This is a genomic window from Blastococcus aggregatus (genome assembly GCF_900221005.1).
GTDB classification, from domain to species: domain Bacteria; phylum Actinomycetota; class Actinomycetes; order Mycobacteriales; family Geodermatophilaceae; genus Blastococcus; species Blastococcus aggregatus.
In genome coordinates this window covers 107,976-123,620 of the sequence record NZ_OBQI01000006.1, presented here as the reverse complement: position 1 = coordinate 123,620, position 15,645 = coordinate 107,976, and the positions used below count along the sequence as shown (strand labels likewise).

At 75.1% G+C, this 15,645-nt stretch carries 16 protein-coding genes; 12 read left to right on the top strand and 4 right to left on the bottom strand.

From position 1 onward, the window contains the following. Nucleotides 1-62 precede the first annotated feature (62 nt). The 5 genes from CRP29_RS18785 (at nucleotide 63) to CRP29_RS18765 (ending at nucleotide 5,897) form a co-directional block, all read left to right on the top strand. The gene (locus tag CRP29_RS18785) at nucleotides 63-1,277 is read left to right on the top strand and encodes an MFS transporter (protein WP_097196594.1); all 1,215 of its coding nucleotides are present in this window, start codon (nucleotides 63-65) and stop codon (nucleotides 1,275-1,277) included. Further along, nucleotides 1,277-2,539, top strand: a complete 1,263-nt coding sequence (locus CRP29_RS18780; RefSeq protein WP_097196593.1) for an alpha/beta fold hydrolase — start codon at nucleotides 1,277-1,279, stop codon at nucleotides 2,537-2,539. The genes CRP29_RS18785 and CRP29_RS18780 overlap by 1 nt, the downstream gene beginning before the upstream one ends. Then, nucleotides 2,536-3,204 (top strand): acVLRF1 family peptidyl-tRNA hydrolase, encoded by a 669-nt coding sequence (locus CRP29_RS18775; RefSeq protein WP_097196592.1) that lies wholly within the window; start codon nucleotides 2,536-2,538, stop codon nucleotides 3,202-3,204. Before CRP29_RS18780 ends, CRP29_RS18775 begins: the two co-directional genes overlap by 4 nt. Nucleotides 3,205-3,414: 210 nt before the next feature. Then, nucleotides 3,415-3,594, top strand: coding sequence for a hypothetical protein (locus CRP29_RS18770; RefSeq protein ID WP_097196591.1), 180 nt, complete (start codon nucleotides 3,415-3,417; stop codon nucleotides 3,592-3,594). Nucleotides 3,595-3,839: 245 nt separating this feature from the next. Beyond that, nucleotides 3,840-5,897, top strand: a complete 2,058-nt coding sequence (locus CRP29_RS18765; RefSeq protein WP_097196590.1) for a HelD family protein — start codon at nucleotides 3,840-3,842, stop codon at nucleotides 5,895-5,897. Nucleotides 5,898-5,903: 6 nt separating this feature from the next. Here the strand turns inward: CRP29_RS18765 and CRP29_RS18760 are convergent, their stop codons facing one another. After that, nucleotides 5,904-6,734 carry a YhjD/YihY/BrkB family envelope integrity protein gene (locus tag CRP29_RS18760; protein ID WP_097196589.1) on the bottom strand — a complete coding sequence of 277 codons (831 nt, stop codon included), beginning with the start codon at nucleotides 6,732-6,734 and terminating at the stop codon, nucleotides 5,904-5,906. Nucleotides 6,735-7,032: 298 nt separating this feature from the next. Between CRP29_RS18760 and CRP29_RS18755 the strand changes: the two genes are divergently transcribed. After that, nucleotides 7,033-8,133 (top strand): C40 family peptidase, encoded by a 1,101-nt coding sequence (locus CRP29_RS18755; protein WP_097196588.1) that lies wholly within the window; start codon nucleotides 7,033-7,035, stop codon nucleotides 8,131-8,133. On the opposite strand, the gene CRP29_RS18750 is transcribed toward CRP29_RS18755, so the two are convergent. Further along, nucleotides 8,103-8,402: a hypothetical protein gene (locus tag CRP29_RS18750; protein WP_097196587.1), complete on the bottom strand. Its 300-nt coding sequence runs from the start codon at nucleotides 8,400-8,402 to the stop codon at nucleotides 8,103-8,105. The two genes, CRP29_RS18755 and CRP29_RS18750, sit on opposite strands and share 31 nt — an antisense overlap. Before the next feature lie 122 nt (nucleotides 8,403-8,524). Between CRP29_RS18750 and CRP29_RS18745 the strand changes: the two genes are divergently transcribed. Together CRP29_RS18745 and CRP29_RS18740 are read left to right on the top strand one after the other, a co-directional pair. Beyond that, entirely contained in the window at nucleotides 8,525-8,851 is a 327-nt protein-coding gene (locus CRP29_RS18745) for a DUF3817 domain-containing protein (protein WP_097196586.1), read from the top strand. A gap of 35 nt (nucleotides 8,852-8,886) precedes the next feature. Then, nucleotides 8,887-10,209: a serine hydrolase domain-containing protein gene (locus CRP29_RS18740; RefSeq protein WP_097196585.1), complete on the top strand. Its 1,323-nt coding sequence runs from the start codon at nucleotides 8,887-8,889 to the stop codon at nucleotides 10,207-10,209. A gap of 4 nt (nucleotides 10,210-10,213) precedes the next feature. On the opposite strand, the gene CRP29_RS18735 is transcribed toward CRP29_RS18740, so the two are convergent. Then, on the bottom strand, nucleotides 10,214-10,837 hold the full coding sequence (locus CRP29_RS18735; RefSeq protein ID WP_097196584.1) for a pyridoxamine 5'-phosphate oxidase family protein: 624 nt from the start codon (nucleotides 10,835-10,837) through the stop codon (nucleotides 10,214-10,216). 12 nt (nucleotides 10,838-10,849) lie between these two features. After that, the gene (locus tag CRP29_RS18730; protein WP_141437174.1) at nucleotides 10,850-11,482 is read right to left on the bottom strand and encodes a hypothetical protein; all 633 of its coding nucleotides are present in this window, start codon (nucleotides 11,480-11,482) and stop codon (nucleotides 10,850-10,852) included. A gap of 83 nt (nucleotides 11,483-11,565) precedes the next feature. Here CRP29_RS18730 and CRP29_RS18725 point away from each other — a divergent pair, with 83 nt between their 5' ends. From CRP29_RS18725 to CRP29_RS18710, 4 genes are all read left to right on the top strand, one after another. Next, entirely contained in the window at nucleotides 11,566-11,817 is a 252-nt protein-coding gene (locus CRP29_RS18725) for a DUF3253 domain-containing protein (RefSeq protein ID WP_097196582.1), read from the top strand. Nucleotides 11,818-12,009: 192 nt separating this feature from the next. Further along, nucleotides 12,010-13,173: a pyruvate dehydrogenase (acetyl-transferring) E1 component subunit alpha gene (gene pdhA / locus CRP29_RS18720; RefSeq protein ID WP_245853043.1), complete on the top strand. Its 1,164-nt coding sequence runs from the start codon at nucleotides 12,010-12,012 to the stop codon at nucleotides 13,171-13,173. Next, nucleotides 13,170-14,174: an alpha-ketoacid dehydrogenase subunit beta gene (locus tag CRP29_RS18715; RefSeq protein WP_245853041.1), complete on the top strand. Its 1,005-nt coding sequence runs from the start codon at nucleotides 13,170-13,172 to the stop codon at nucleotides 14,172-14,174. Before pdhA ends, CRP29_RS18715 begins: the two co-directional genes overlap by 4 nt. A 1-nt stretch (nucleotide 14,175) precedes the next feature. Further along, nucleotides 14,176-15,576 (top strand): dihydrolipoamide acetyltransferase family protein, encoded by a 1,401-nt coding sequence (locus tag CRP29_RS18710; RefSeq protein ID WP_097196581.1) that lies wholly within the window; start codon nucleotides 14,176-14,178, stop codon nucleotides 15,574-15,576. Nucleotides 15,577-15,645: the final 69 nt, after the last annotated feature.

Below are 15,645 nucleotides of genomic sequence, written 5' to 3'. Positions count from 1 at the left end.
CGCCGCTCGGGGTCGGTTAGCGTGGAAGAGCCGCAACCCGTTCGACGGAGGCTCTTCCCCACGTGGCGAATCCCTACCTGCAGGTCCTGCGCACGCCGCACGCCCTGCCCATGGTGCTGGCGGCGTTCATCGGCCGGCTGCCCCTGTCGATGGTGGGGCTGGGCTGCGTGCTGCTCGTGGCGTCCGAGACCGGTTCCTACGGCCTCGGCGGTGCCGTGGCCGCGGTGGGCGCCGTGACGACGGCGGTGTCCGGACCGGTCATCGGCCGGCTGTCGGACGCCCACGGCCAGCGACGGGTGCTGCTGCCCGTGCTGGCGGTCTTCGTCACCGCCGGGACCGCGTTCCTCGTCGCCGTCCGCCAGGACTGGCCGCTGCTCGCCGTCTTCGCCACCGCCGGGCTCGCCGGCGCCTGCCTCCCGCCGGTCTCCTCGATGATCCGCGTCCGCTGGACCCACCTGCTGCGGGGCAGTCACCGGCTGCCGACCGCGATGGCGATGGAGTCCGTCGTCGACGAGATGGTCTTCGTGCTCGGGCCGGTGCTGGTCACGATCCTGTCCACCACCGGGCACGCCACCTCCGGCCTGGTCACCGCCTTCGTGCTCGCCACCGTCGGCAGCCTGCTGTTCGCGGCGCAGCGCCGGACCGAGCCACGGCCGACGGCGCACGAGCACCGCAGCAGCGTCTCGGCCATGCGCTGCGACGGGCTGCGGGTCCTGTTCGTCGTCGCCGCCGCGGTCGGGACGATCCTCGGCACCCTGCAGGTCTCGCTGCTCGCTTTCGCCGACGAGGCGGGGGAGAAACCGATGTCGGGGGTGCTCATCGCCGGGCTCGCCGTCGGCTCGATGGTCAGCGGCATCGGATGGGGCGCGGTGCACTGGCGGCTGCCGCTGCGGCACCGCCTCGCGGGGGTGCTCGTGCTGCTGACCCTGCTCAGCGCTCCGCTGCTGCTCGTCCGGGACGTCTGGCTGATGGTCCCGTTCGTCGTGCTCGCGGGGATCGCCGTCTCGCCGTCGCTGATCAGCGCGTTCACCCTGGCCGAGCTGCTCGTGCCCCGCGCCGCCGTGACCGAGGCCTTCACCTGGATCGGCACCGCGCTCGCGCTGGGCGTGGCCGTCGGCGCCTCGGTGTCGGGCAAGATCGCCGACGGGCCGGGCGCGAACGCCGCCCTGGCGGTGGCGACGCTCGCGGCGGCGGCCGCCGCCGTGGTGGTCGCGCTGAGCCAGCGGTCGCTGCACGTGCCGGCCGAGCACGCCTCGGCGCCGGCGCTGGCCCGCTGATGGACGAGCGGTACGAGATCCCGGGGGCGCTGGTCCACGACCGGTCGGTGCCCGTCCCCCTGCACCGGCGGGACGACGACGGCGCGACGATCGAGGTCTTCGTCCGCGAGCTGGTGCACCCGGACAAGCGGGACGCCGACCTGCCGCTGCTGCTCTTCCTGCAGGGCGGCCCGGGCGGGAAGTCGCCGCGACCGACGCGTGGCGGCTGGCTCCCGCGGGCGCTGCAGGACCACCGCGTGGTGCTGCTCGACCAGCGCGGCACCGGCCGCAGCTCCCGGGTCACCGGCGCGACGATGCGGCGCTTCCCCGACGCGCAGGCGGCCGCGGCGCACCTGCTCGCGTTCCGGGCCGACTCCATCGTCGCCGACGCCGAGCACGTCCGCGCCACCCTCTACGGCGGGCGCCGCTGGACCACCCTCGGCCAGAGCTACGGCGGCTTCCTCACCCTCACCTACCTCTCCGTGGCGCCCGAGGCGCTCGACCGCTGCCTGATCACCGGCGGCCTGCCCGGGCTGCGCGCGGACGCCGGCGAGGTCTACCGCCGCACCTATCCGCGCGTGGCGGGCAAGGTGCGCCGCTTCTACGAGCGCTATCCGGCCGACGTCGCACGGTTCGCCGACGTGGCCGACCGGATCGCCGCCGCGCCGGTGCGGCTGCCCGACGGGGACGTGCTCTCCGTGCGCCGGCTGCAGACCGTCGGCCAGGTCCTGGGCACGCAGGCCGGCGCGGAGGAGCTGCACTGGCTGGCCGAGGAGGCGCTGGACGACGACGCCCCCACCGGGCTGGCCGACACGTTCCTGGACCAGGTCGCCCGCCGCACCGCCTTCTGGGACAACCCGCTCTACGCCGCCCTCCACGAGAGCATCTACGGCTCGGGGGCCGGCGCGACCGGCTGGGCCGCGGAGGCCGAGCGCGGCCCGGAGTTCGACGGCGGCCGGCGCCCGCTGCCGTTCACCGGCGAGATGATCTACCCCTGGATGTTCGACGAGATCGCCTCGCTGCGGCCCTTCGCCGCCGCCGCGCACGCGCTCGCCGAGCACCCGGCGCACACGCCCCTCTACGACCCGGTCCGGCTGGCCGCCAACGAGGTGCCGGTCGACGCCGCCGTCTACTTCGACGACATGTTCGTCGATGCCGACCTGTCGCTGGAGACCGCCGCCGCCGTGGGCAACGTGCGCACCTGGGTGACCAACGAGTACGAGCACGACGGCCTGCGCACCGGCGACGTCCTCGACCGGCTGCTCGACCTGCGCTCCCGGTGACCCGGCCGCGCCCGGCTCCGGGTGGAGGGCGCCGGCTCGGCGTCGCCCCCGAACGGCTCGGGAAGTGGCTGGACGGCGTCGCCGAGCGGCACGGGGCGTTCGCCGACGCGGTGCCTGACGACGACGGCACGCTGCGGCTCACCTGCGCGGACACCACGACGGTCGTCCTGCGGGCGCCGTTCGGGTGGACGCCGGGGCAGCCGGCGCTCGCCGGCTTCACGGCGGCCGCGCGGGCCGACCGGACCGCCGCCGTCCTGCTCGTGCGACGTGGCCGATGGGCGGTCGGCGTCTTCGACGGGGCCCGGCTGAGGGTGTCCAAGGTCGACGCCCGCCAGGTCCAGGGGCGGACCGCGGCCGGCGGCTGGTCGCAGCAGCGGTTCGCCCGGCGGCGGGGGCACCAGACCGACGCGGTCGTGAGCTCGGCGGCGGACACCGCCGCGCGGGTGCTGCTGCCGCACCTGGCCGACGTGGTCGCCCTGTTCACCGGCGGCGACAAGGGCCTGGTCGACGAGGTGCTGGCCGACCGCCGGCTGACCGGCCTGGCGGCTCTGCGGCGCGAACCCGCCCTCGACGTGGGGGAGCCCACCAAGGCCGTGCTCCTGGAGACCCCCGGCCAGTTCCGGGCCGTCGAGGTCACGATCGTGGAGCCGGCCGACCGTTCCTGACGACCGAATCCGACCCGGAATGGTCGCAACGGTGCAGAAAGTGGTCCAGGACACGCCGAGAGCGTGGCTTGGGACACTTTTCCGGAGCGGCGTGAGCAGCGTCTCAGGAATGCACGGGATGCAATCCCGAAATTGGTCGTTAACTACTAAAGGAATGACCAAGCGTGGCCGATGCGAATCACGACCACCGACATCTGTCAGGAGAGAGTCATGGGACCGCACACCGCTCACAAGCCCAGCACGCTCGGCAACATCCCGATGAGCTTCGCGCCGATGCTCTACGCCGACCCGTCCTACTTCCAGGCGGACCGTGCCCCGGCCGGCGCCTACCAGGGTGACGGCGTCCGCTTCATCGCCAAGCTCGGACGGATCCTCCGCGCGCACAGCTGAACCATTCTTCCTCGCTGAGCGAGGACCTCGATGACGACGCGGGAACCGCTGAATGCGGCTCTCGCGTCGCTGTCGTTCCATGACACTGTCGTCCTCCGGACGACACCGCGGCCAGGAGCCATGACCGGCGGCGTGGAGCGAGTCCGTCACGCCTGCGCGGGAGCCTTCGGCCCCCACTCGGCGCGCACAGGAACGGCACAAAGACACTCGACCGGCCCCCGCCGCCGGCGTAACGTCCTCCGACCGTGTCTCCCGTCGCCCCCACCGAGACCGATCCCCCCTCCGACCCCGTCCTCGCCGCCGAGCGCGCACACCTGGCGCGCGCCGAGGAGTGCCTCGCGCAGATGCGCGTGGCCACCACCGCCGTGACCGACGCCGGCGTGGACGCCTGGGCGTCCGAGCGGCTCGGCGCGGCCCGCGCCGAGCGGCTGCGCCTGCTGGCCGCCGACCCCGGCGTCCCGCCGTTCTTCGGCCGCACCGACAGCACGGGGCCGGCTCCCGAGACCTTCCACATCGGCCGCCGGCACGTCCGCGACGACGCCGGCGACCCGGTGGTCATCGACTGGCGCGCACCGATGAGCCGGCCGTTCTACCAGGCCACGGCCGTCGCTCCCCAGGGCGTCGCGCGCCGCCGCCGGTTCGGTTTCTCCGACGGCGAGCTCACCGGTTACGAGGACGAGCGGCTCGGGACCGGCGACGACGGCCCGGGGGAGTTCCTCCGCGCCGAGATCGAGCGACCCCGCAGCGGCCCGATGCGCGACATCGTGGCGACCATCCAGCCCGACCAGGACGACATCGTGCGCGCCCCGCTGGCCGAGTCGATCTGCGTGCAGGGCGCCCCCGGCACCGGCAAGACCGCGGTCGGGCTGCACCGCGCCGCCTACCTGCTCTACACGCACGGCGGTCAGCTGGCCCGCACCGGCGTCCTCGTCGTCGGGCCGAACCGCGCCTTCCTGCGCTACATCGAGCAGGTGCTGCCGACCCTCGGCGAGGTCGACGTCGCCCAGTCCACGGTCGCCGACCTCACCGGCCGGGTGCCGGTGCGCGTCGTCGACGGCCCGGCGGCGGCCGTCCTCAAGGGCGACGTCCGGATGGCCGAGGTACTGCGCCGGGCGCTGTGGGGCGAGATCCGCAAGCCGGCCGACGACGTGCTGGTGCCGCTGGCCGGCCGCCGCTACCGCGTGCCCGTGGAGCGGCTCAAGCGCTTCGTCGACGACCTGCGCCGCCGCGCCCGTGGCGCCGACGACCAGCAGCTGCTGCACTACGCCGCCGGGCGCGAGCGGCTGGCGATGCTCCTCGCCGCGGACGCCCGCCGGCAGAAGGAGGAGGCCGGCGGCAGCCCGACCGACGCCGAGACGCGCAAGGCGGCCCGCAGCGCCGAGGTCCGGGCGTTCTGCGACGAGGTCTGGCCAGCGCGCGACGCCGCCGGGCTCGTGGCCGCGCTGTTCACCGACGCCGCCCTCCTCGCCCGCGCGGCCCGCGGGATCCTGGACGACGACGAGCAGGCGCTGCTGTCCTGGCCGGTGCCGCCCCGGTCGATCCGCACGGCGCCCTGGACCGAGGCCGACGCGGTGCTGGTCGACGAGGCCGCCGGCCTGCTCGAGCGGACGGCGGGCTTCGGGCACGTCGTCGTCGACGAGGCGCAGGACCTCTCCCCGATGCAGTGCCGGGCGGTCGCCCGCCGGCTGGCGGCCGGGTCGCTCACCGTGCTCGGCGACCTCGCGCAGGCGACCAGCCCGTGGTCGGCGGCCGACTGGCAGCAGACCCTCACCGGGCTGGGCCGGCCCGACACCGTCGTGCGCCCGCTGACGCGGGGCTACCGCGTGCCGGCCGAGGTGCTCGACTACGCCAACCGGCTGCTGCCGGTCATCGCCCCCGGCCTGCCCGCGGCGACCGCGGTGCGCGGCGAGCCCGGATCGCTCCGGGTGCGGTCGGTGACCGACCTGGCCGGCCCGCTGGCCGCCGTGGTGGCCGAGCTGGCGGACGAACCGGAATCGATCGGCGTGGTCTGCGCCGACGACGCCGTCGCCGACGTCGTCGCCCTGCTGACCGCCGCCGGCCTCCCCGCCGCGGCCCTCGTCGACGACGGCGAGCCGCCGGCGCGCCTCGCCGTCGTGCCCGCGACCCTGGCCAAGGGGCTGGAGTTCGACGCCGTCGTCGTGGCCGACGCGGCGGCGATCGTGGCCGCCGAACCGCGGGGGCTGCACCGGCTGTACGTCGTCCTCACCCGGGCGGTCAGCACTCTCGTCGTGCTGCACCGCGGCGACCTGCCGGTCCAGCTGGCCGCCGCTCCCGTGGGCTGAGCCCGGTCAGCCCGCGACGGTCCCGCGGCGGCGTTCGAGCACGTCGTCCAGGGAGCCGGTGAGCAGCCAGCCGCCGAGCACCACCAGGTGCAGCAGCCACAGCCAGAAGCCGACCGCGACGACCCCGCCCACCACGGTGAGGCCGCCGAACGGTGCGCCGAGGTCCAGGGGGAGGGACAGGAAGAGCACGAACCCCTGCAGGAAGCCCGACAGACAGGCCGCCGTGAACAGCGCGCCGCAGACGAGCGCCGGCCAGTGCACCTGGCCGCCGCCGACGACCCGGAAGCCCCACGCCAGCGGGAGGGTGAGCGCGGCGAGGCAGGCGTAGAAGCCGACGGCGATCCGGCCGACGGTCGGGCCCACGCCCCCGGTCTCGGCGAGCTCGGCCATGTAGTCGACGGCGAGCAGCAGGGGGTAGAGCAGGAACGGGGCGAGCAGCAGGAGCGGCAGTGCGGTCAGCCGGCCGCGCCAGCCGGTCATGCCCTCCTCGCGGCGGCTGAAGCGCAGCAGTGCCCGGCGCAGCCCCTCGCCGTACAGCGACATGGGCAGCAGGGCGAGCAGGCTCTGGAGCACGCTCATGCCGACGCCGGCCTCGACCAGCCGGGCGACCGCGTCCGGCGCGCCCAGCTCGGGCGGCAGCAGACCGGCCAGCCGGTCGCCGAGCTCGCGCACGCGGTCGGCCGAGGTGAGGTGGGCGGTGAGCGAGAACGCCAGGACGAGCAGCGGCACCACGGCGATGCCCGCGTAGAAGGTGAGACCCGCGGCGATCAGAGCGAGGTCACGCCCCTGCAGCCGCCGTCGCACGCCTGCGAGGAGGGCCCGGATCCAGGAGTGCACCGGTAGAGGGTGCCAGGGTGCCCGATCAGCCGACGGCGTCGTCGGTGCGGGCCGCGCCCCGTGGTGCCCGTGGTGCGTGTGGTCACAGCCGAGAAAAAGATGGACGGGTCCGTCACACGTTCCTGCAGGCCAGAGGGACGTAGTACCCGGACCTCGGCTCGGCAAACCACACAGTTGTATTTCGCCCGTTGTCACAGGTGGGTAACGGCCTTACGGTCTGTGTGCCCGCCGGGGCTTTCCGTCACCGACTGGGTGACAGCCCGTCGGACCACCGAACGAATCGGAGAGCCGCCCGCTCATGGCGTTCCCCCTGTCTGCTCCCCGCGGCCGCACCGCACGCCGGGCCCTGGTGGCCCTCGCCGGCGCCGCCGGCATCCTGCTCGCGACGGTGCCCGCCTCGGCGGCCCCCACGAACCCGGCGACCGCCACCGAGGCGGCCGAGCTGATCGCCGCCCGGGGTCACGACCTCGAGGCGCTCGCCGAGGAGTTCAACGAGGCGCGGGAGAACCTGGCCGCCCAGCAGGCCGCGGCCCAGGCCGCCCAGGTCGAGGTGGAGCGGGCCACGGCCGTGCTGGCCGAGGCGCAGCAGAGCGTGCGCGGCGTCGCCCGTAGCGCCTACACCGGTTCGGGGCTCAACTCGTTCCAGGCGCTGATGATCAGCGGGTCCGCCGACGAGTTCGTCAACCGCATGTCCACGCTGCAGATGGTCGCCGGGCACCAGAACGAGCTGCTCACCGTCGCGGCCGACGCCAACGCCGTGGCCGTGCGGGCCCAGGCGGAGCTGCAGGCCTCCGCCGCCGAGGCGCAGCGCCAGTACGACGCCGTCTCCGGCCAGAAGGTCGAGCTCGAGCGGCAGATCGGCGAGTACCGGGCGATCCACGACCGGCTCAGCGCCGAGGAGCAGCGGGCCGTGGCGGCTGCGGCAGCCACCGCGCACGCCTCGGGCGCTGCGCACGGGTCCGAGAGTGCTGGCTCCGAGCGGGCCAGCCGTGGCGAGCGCACCGAGCCGCTGGCCGCCGCATCCGCACCGGTGGTGGCCGACGGCCAGGCCGCCCAGGTCGCCATCGACACGGCCATGGCGCAGCGCGGCAAGCCCTACGTCTGGGCCGCCGGCGGCCCGAAGGCGTTCGACTGCTCCGGCCTGACCCAGTACGCCTTCAAGGCCGCGGGCATCAACCTGCCGCACTCCAGCCGGATGCAGTCGCAGATGGGTCGGTCCGTCGCGCGCGGCGACCTGCAGCCCGGCGACCTGGTGTTCTTCTACAGCCCGGTCAGCCACGTGGGCATCTACATCGGCAACGGTCAGATGGTGCACGCGCCCACCTCGGGCGACGTCGTCAAGGTCGCGCCCGTGGACGCCGTAGGCGGCTACGCCGGGGCCCGCCGCATCGCGGCCTGATCCACCCGCTGCAGGAGCCCCCACACGAACGTCGTCCGCACCCCGCCGGGGTCGACGCTGCGCGCCCCCGGCAGGACGACGACGTCGTCCAGCACGTGCTCCCAGACCCGCAGGTCGTCCACGGCCGCCTGCCAGCGGGTGTGCGCGGCGTGCGCCTCCGCGCGCGTCGCGCCGAGCCGGGGCAGCGCCTCGGCGACGAGGTCGGGGCGGACGTCGGCCATCCGGCGCAGCAGCACGGGGCAGAACTCCCGCCGCGCCAGCCCCCGCACGACGGCGACCCTGCCACTGCCGGGAGGATCACACCGCACGCGGGGACGCCGGACCGCAGCCACCCGTTGAGCTCTCGACCGCCGATCCCCGATCGACTCCCGACCCCCGAGGACCCGCCCCGATGAACCCCCGCACCGTCGCCACCGCGTTCCGCGTCGTCGCCATCGCCGAGGCCTGCTCCTGGGTCGGGCTGCTGGCCGGCATGTTCGTGAAGTGGATCCTGGAGACCTCCGAGGTCGGCGTGCAGATCTTCGGGCCGATCCACGGTGCCGTCTTCGTGGCCTACGTGCTGGTCACGCTGGTCGCCGCCCGGGTGCTGCGCTGGTCGGCCGGCACCACGCTGCTCGCGCTGGCCGCCTCGGTGCCGCCGCTGGTGACGATCTGGTTCGAGCGCTGGGCCACCCGCACCGGTGCGCTCGGTGCGCAGGACGCCGTCCGCACCACCTGACCTGCGGGGATCCCGGCGGCGCTACGGTCCCCGTCATGCCCGAACCCGTGCTGCCCGCGACCGCCCGCACCCTGCTCGCCCGCGTGGCCCGCGCACAGGCGGACGGGCGCGCACCGAGCCTGGTCGCCGGCGTCGTCCGGGACGGCGGGCTCGCCTGGTCGGCCGGCCGCGGCGACGTGCCCGAGCCGCACGCCGACGTCCAGTACCGGCTCGGCTCGATCAGCAAGACCGTCACCGCCGTCCTGGTGATGCGGCTGCGCGACGAGGGCCGGCTCTCCCTCGACGACCCGCTCGAGCGGCACCTGCCGGGCACGCCGCTCGGCGAGCGCACCGTCGGGCAGGTGCTCTCGCACCTCGCCGGCGCCTCGGCCGAGAGCCCGGGCGGCTGGTGGGAGCGCGTGCCGGGTGGGTCGCTGGCCGACCTCGGCCTGGCGGACGACCACGTCGTCCTCGGCGCCGCGCGGCGGTTCCACTACTCGAACCTCGGCTTCGGCCTGCTCGGCGAGCTCGTGGCGCGACAGCGCGGCAGCTCGTGGGAGGACGCGGTGCGCACCGGGGTGCTCAGCCCCCTGGGGATGTCCCGGACCACGCCGCGCCCGTCGGGGGCGGCCGCGCAGGGGCAGGCCGTGCACCCGTGGGCCGACGTCGTCCTGCCCGAGCCGGAGCACCACGCCGGGGTCATGGCGGCCGCCGGCCAGCTGTGGGCGACCCTGGCCGACCTCGGCCGGTTCGCCGCCTTCCTGCTCGGTGACACCGCCGACGTGTTGGACCCGGCGACGCTCGAGGAGATGACCGAGCCCGCGGGCGTCGACTCCTCGGCGCCGGGCTGGTCGGCCTACGGCCTGGGCCTGCAGGTGATGCGCGTGGACGGGCGCACGCTGGTCGGCCATGGCGGCTCGATGCCCGGCTTCCTGGCCGGCGTCTTCGTCGACCGCGACGAGCGGACCGGCGCGGTGTCGCTGGCCAACGCGACCGCCGGCGTCGATCCGGTCGTCTTCGGGCTGCTGTCCGACCTGCGCGCCGCCGAGCCCCGGATCGTCGAGCCCTGGAGCCCGTCCCCGTCCCCGGTGCCGTTGACCGCGCTCGGCGTCTGGTTCTGGGGGGTCTCGCCGGTGGTGCTGCGTGCCGTCGCCGGCGGGCGGCTGCACCTGGGGCCGCTGCCCGGGCGCGGCGGGCGGGCGAGCCGGTTCGAGCAGCGAGACGGCCGCTGGGTCGGTTTGGACGGCTACTACGCCGGGGAGACGCTGCGCATCGCCGAGGACCACCTCGACCTGGGCACCTTCATCTTCACCCGCACGCCCTACGACCCCGCCGCGCCCGTGCCCGGCGGCGTCGACGAGGCCGGCTGGCGCCCCTGACCGGTCAGGCGGTCGGGTAGAGGCCGGCGGCGTAGGTCTCGGGGGAGTAGTAGCGCTCCAGCTCCTCCAGCGGCTCGTGCCTGCGCTCCAGCGCGTGCGCGATCCGTGCCCGCGAGGGGACCGCCTCGGGCGCCCAGCTCCCGGCGTCCCAGAGCTGCGAGCGCAGGAACGCCTTGCCGCAGTGGGAGAAGACCTGCTCGATCTCGACCACCACCGCCAGCACCGGCCGGTGCCCCTTCACCACCATCCGGTCGAGCAGGTCCGCATCGGTCACCAGGCGGGCGCGGCCGTTGATCCGCAGCGTGTCGGTCCGGCCGGGCAGCAGGTGGATCAGCCCGACGTGCGGGTTGGCCAGGATGTTGCGGTAGCCGTCGGCCCGGCGGTTGCCCGCCCGCTCGGGGATCGCGATCGTCCGGTCGTCGAGGACCAGCACGAACCCGGGCGGATCACCCTTGGGGGAGACGTCGCAGCTGCCGTCGGCACCGCTGGTCGCGATCAGGCAGAACGGGGAGGCCGCCAGCCACTCCCGGTCGACGTCGGCCAGCGCCGTCCGCTCCTTCGCCAGCGCGGCGGGCACCGGCTCGCCGAGCAGGGCGCGGAGCTGGGCCTCGCTGGTGATCTCCTGCATCCGCGGACTGTGTCACGGAGGCCCGGAGGCGTCGATCGCGTTCTCCGTCCGCGGAACCGGGACCCGGCGCCGGCGCAGGACGAGCACCGCGGCCGCACCCAGGGCGGCGAGCCCGACGGCCCCGGCGAGCACCGGTCCGGTGCGGTCGTCGGACACGTCCGTCGGCGCCGAGGCCGGGCCGGTCCCGGGCAGCGTCCCGGGGAGCGCGTCCAGCTGCGCCTGGAGCGCCGGGGTGAGGGCGCCGGTGCCGTCGCACTGGTTGATGGCGAACTGGTCGGGCTCGAGGGTGAACAGCCCGCTGACGTCATCGGCGCGGGTGCCGAAGACGGCGAACGGGCCGCTCCCGGACAGGAACACCCCGCAGCTCCCCGAGTCCGACGACGTGACGATCTCCTGCCGCTCCAGCACGTCACCTTTCACCACCGTGTCGACGGCGAACACGAGGACCGTGGGGACGTTGCCCCAGCGCCCGGGCGGGCCCTTCCGGCTGTCGACCAGCCGGCCGGTGAACACCGCGTCGGCCCACTCGGCGCTCTCCGCCGTCGTCCCCGTGGAGCAGTCGCAGGCCTGGGCGGGAGCGGCCACCCAGATGCCGACCGCGCCCAGCAGCGCACCGAGCAGCAGGACCACGGCGGGACGGCGCACGGGGCGCAGCGTGCCCTGCGCCGCGCGCGGGCGCCAGTACCCGGCGGGTGGCGGTCGGGCCGCCGGCCGCGCAGGCTCGAGCCGTGGACGGCGGCGCGCGGCTGGAGCAGGCGATCGGCGAGCTGCTCGACCTGCGGCGCCCGGGCACCACGATCTGCCCCTCGGAGGCGGCCCGCCGGGTGGATCCGGCGGAGTGGCGCGAGCTCATGCCCGCAGCCCGCGCCGCGGCCGGACGCCTGGCGGCCGCGGGGCAGGTCGAGGTCACCCAGGGCGGGGTGGTCGTCGACGTCGCCACCGCCCGCGGGCCGGTCCGGATCCGGCGCCCGGAGGGATGATCCACCCGTCCGGGCGACACGGGACCCGGCGAACCCGCGGCGATCGGCTGCTGAGGGCCGCGACTTCGTAGGCCGCCGCACCGACCCGTGGCAGGATGTGTGAGCGGCGCCACACCCCGGCGCCGAGCAGACGTCCACCTCCGCGCGGAGCCGGTGACCCCGGCCGGTGCGGCGAACGGCGAGGAGCGAGCGGTGACCGCTGTGCGCAACGAGACCGAGATCGACATCGGCGAGGCCGGCGAGTTCGCCGGCCCCCTCCCCGGCGCCGGAGCGCCGCACCTCCCGCAGCAGCCGGACCTGGTGCAGCTGCTGACCCCCGAGGGCGAGCGGGTGGAGCACCCCGGGTATCCGCTGGAGGTCTCCGACGAGGAGCTGCGCGGCTTCTACCGCGACATGGCGCTCGTCCGCCGGTGGGACGCCGAGGCGACGGCGCTGCAGCGGCAGGGCGAGCTCGGCATCTGGGCCTCCCTCCTCGGGCAGGAGGCCGCCCAGCTCGGCGCCGGCCGCGCGCTGGAGGACGGCGACATGGCCTTCCCGACCTACCGCGAGCACGGGGTCGCGTGGGCCCGCGGGGTCGACCCGCTGCACGTCATGAGCCTGTTCCGCGGCGTGGACAACGGTGGCTGGAACCCGGTCGAGCGCAGCTTCGGCCCGTACACGATCGTCATCGGCGCCCAGTGCCTGCACGCCACGGGCTACGCCATGGGGATCCAGCGCGACGGCGCCGAGTCCGCCGTCCTCGCCTTCCTCGGCGACGGCGCCACCAGCCAGGGCGAGGTCAACGAGGCCATGGTCTTCGCGGCCAGCTTCGCCGCCCCCGTCGTCTTCTTCTGCCAGAACAACCAGTACGCGATCAGCGTGCCGCTCGAGCGGCAGTCCAAGGTGCCGCTCTACCACCGCGCGGCCGGCTTCGGGTTCCCCGGCGTCCGGGTCGACGGCAACGACGTCCTCGCCGTCCTGGCCGTCACCCGCGCCGCGCTGCGCGCCGCCCGCGAGGGGCAGGGCCCGACCTTCATCGAGGCGTTCACCTACCGGATGGGCGCGCACACGACGTCGGACGACCCCACCCGCTACCGGCTCGCCGACGAGGTGGAGGAGTGGAAGCTGCGCGACCCGATCGCCCGGCTCAAGGCCTACCTGTCCCGCAGCGGGCTGGCCGACGCCGCGTTCTTCGAGGGAGTGGACGCCGCGGCCGACGAGCTGGCCGTCCGCATCCGCAGCGGCACGGTCGAGATGCCCGATCCGCCGCCCACGGCGATGTTCGACGCGGTGTACGCCGAGCAGACCCCGCACCTGGCCGCCCAGCGGGCGCAGTTCGAGGCGTACCAGGCGGGCTTCGACGGCGGTGCCGAGTGAGCGCCGAGCTGCTGGACGCCCCCGCGACCCGGACCCTCACCATCGGCAAGGCGCTGAACGACGGGCTGCGCCGCGCGATGGAGGACGACCCGAAGGTCGTGCTCATGGGCGAGGACATCGGCCGGCTGGGCGGGGTCTTCCGGATCACCGACGGCCTGCAGAAGGACTTCGGCGAGGACCGCGTCGTCGACACCCCGCTGGCCGAGGCCGGCATCGTCGGCACCGCGGTGGGTCTGGCGATGCGCGGCTACCGGCCGGTCGTCGAGATCCAGTTCGACGGCTTCGTCTTCCCCGCCTACAACCAGATCGTCACCCAGGTGGCCAAGCTGCACGCCCGCTCGCGCGGCGCGATGCCCATGCCGATCGTCATCCGCATCCCGTTCGGCGGCGGCATCGGGGCCGTGGAGCACCACAGCGAGAGCCCGGAGGCGTACTTCGCGCACACGCCCGGCCTCAAGGTCGTCGCGGTCAGCAATCCCGTCGACGCCTACTGGGGGATCCAGCAGGCGATCGCCTGCCCCGACCCGGTGGTCTTCCTCGAGCCCAAGCGCCGGTACTGGGACAAGGCGCCGGTGGACACCTCCGGCACCCCCGAGCCGCTGTTCGGCGCCCGGATCGTGCGCGGCGGCGACGACGTCACCGTGCTCGCGTACGGCCCCATGGTGAAGACGGCGCTGCAGGCCGCCGAGGTCGCCGCGGGGGAGGGCCGTTCGCTGGAGGTCGTCGACCTGCGCACGCTCTCGCCGCTGGACCTCGACCCGGTCGTCGACTCCGTCCGGCGCACCGGCCGCTGCGTCGTCGTGCACGAGGCGCCGGTCACCCTCGGGCTCGGTGCGGAGATCGCCGCCCGGGTGACCGAGGCCTGCTTCCACTCCCTGGAATCCCCGGTGCTGCGGGTGGGCGGCTACGACGTGCCCTATCCGCCGTCGAAGCTCGAGGAGGCCTACCTCCCCGATCTCGACCGGGTGCTGGACGCCGTCGACCGCGCGATGGAGTTCTGAGATGGCGAACGCGACGCTCCGCCGGTTCGCGATGCCCGACGTCGGGGAGGGCCTGACCGAGGCCGAGCTCCTGCAGTGGCTGGTCGCCGTGGGCGACACCGTCACGGTCAACCAGCCGCTGTGCGAGGTCGAGACGGCGAAGGCCGCCGTCGAGCTCCCCTCGCCCTACGCCGGCCGGGTGGTCGAACTGCTCGTCGAGGCCGGCGCGACCGTCGACGTCGGGACGCCGATCATCACGGTCGACACCGGCGACGGGGGCGTCGAGGCTCCGGAACCCACCGGCACGGGGCTGATCGGCGAGACCACCGCCAACGGCCGGACGGCGGTGCTCGTCGGGTACGGCCCGCGGAACACCGAGGCCCGTCGCCGACCCCGCCGGACCGCCGACGACCTCCCCGACCGGGCGCCGCTGCTCGCCACCGCGCCGGATGCCCGCTCCAAGCCCATGCGGCACGGCGGTCTGGAGGTGGGCCGGCAGGCGGAGGCCGCTGCGCTCCGCGAGGACGCCGCGCCGTCCCTCGCCGTCGCGCCCGGCCGGCGCGGACCGCGGCCGCTGGCCAAGCCGCCCGTGCGCAAGTACGCGAAGGACCTGGGCGTCGACCTCGCGACGGTCCGCGGCACCGGGTCGAACGGCGTCATCACCCGCGCCGACGTCGACGCCGCCCGCACGCCCCTGGGGGCGGAGACGGCCATGTCCGCCCAGGGGGAGGAGCAGCGGATCCCGATCAAGGGCGTCCGGAGGCACATGGCCGCCGCGATGGTCGCCAGCGCGTTCACCGCGCCGCACGTCACGGAGTTCCTCACCGTCGACGTCACGCGGATGGAGAAGCTGCGCAGGCGGCTGGCCGAGCGGCCCGAGCTCGCCGGCGTGAAGATCAGCCCGCTGCTCTTCGTGGCCAAGGCCGTGCTCCTGGCGGCCGGCCGGCATCCGATGATCAACAGTTCCTGGGACGAGGCGGCCCAGGAGATCGTCGTGCACGGGCAGGTGAACCTGGGCATCGCCGCCGCCACCCCGCGCGGCCTCGTCGTCCCGAACATCGCGGACGCCGGGCGGCTGTCGCTGGCCGAGCTGGCCGGTGCGCTCGCCGACCTGACCGAGACCGCCCGCGCCGGGCGCACCGCGCCGGCCGACCTCACCGGCGGCACGATCACGATCACCAACGTGGGTGTGTTCGGCGTCGACACCGGCACGCCCATCCTCAATCCCGGCGAGGCGGCGATCCTGGCGTTCGGGGCGATCCGGGAACGCCCCTGGGTGCACAAGGGGAAGGTCCGGCCGCGGCAGGTCACCTCTCTGGCGCTCTCCTTCGACCACCGGATCGTCGACGGCGAGCTCGGCTCCCGGTTCCTCGCGGACGTCGGCGCGCTGCTGGCCGACCCCGGCGCGGCCCTGGCGTTCTGACGGTGGCGTTCTGACGGGGGCCTTGTGACGGGCGCGTTGTGACGGCGGCCGTGGGCGGCAGGATGGCGC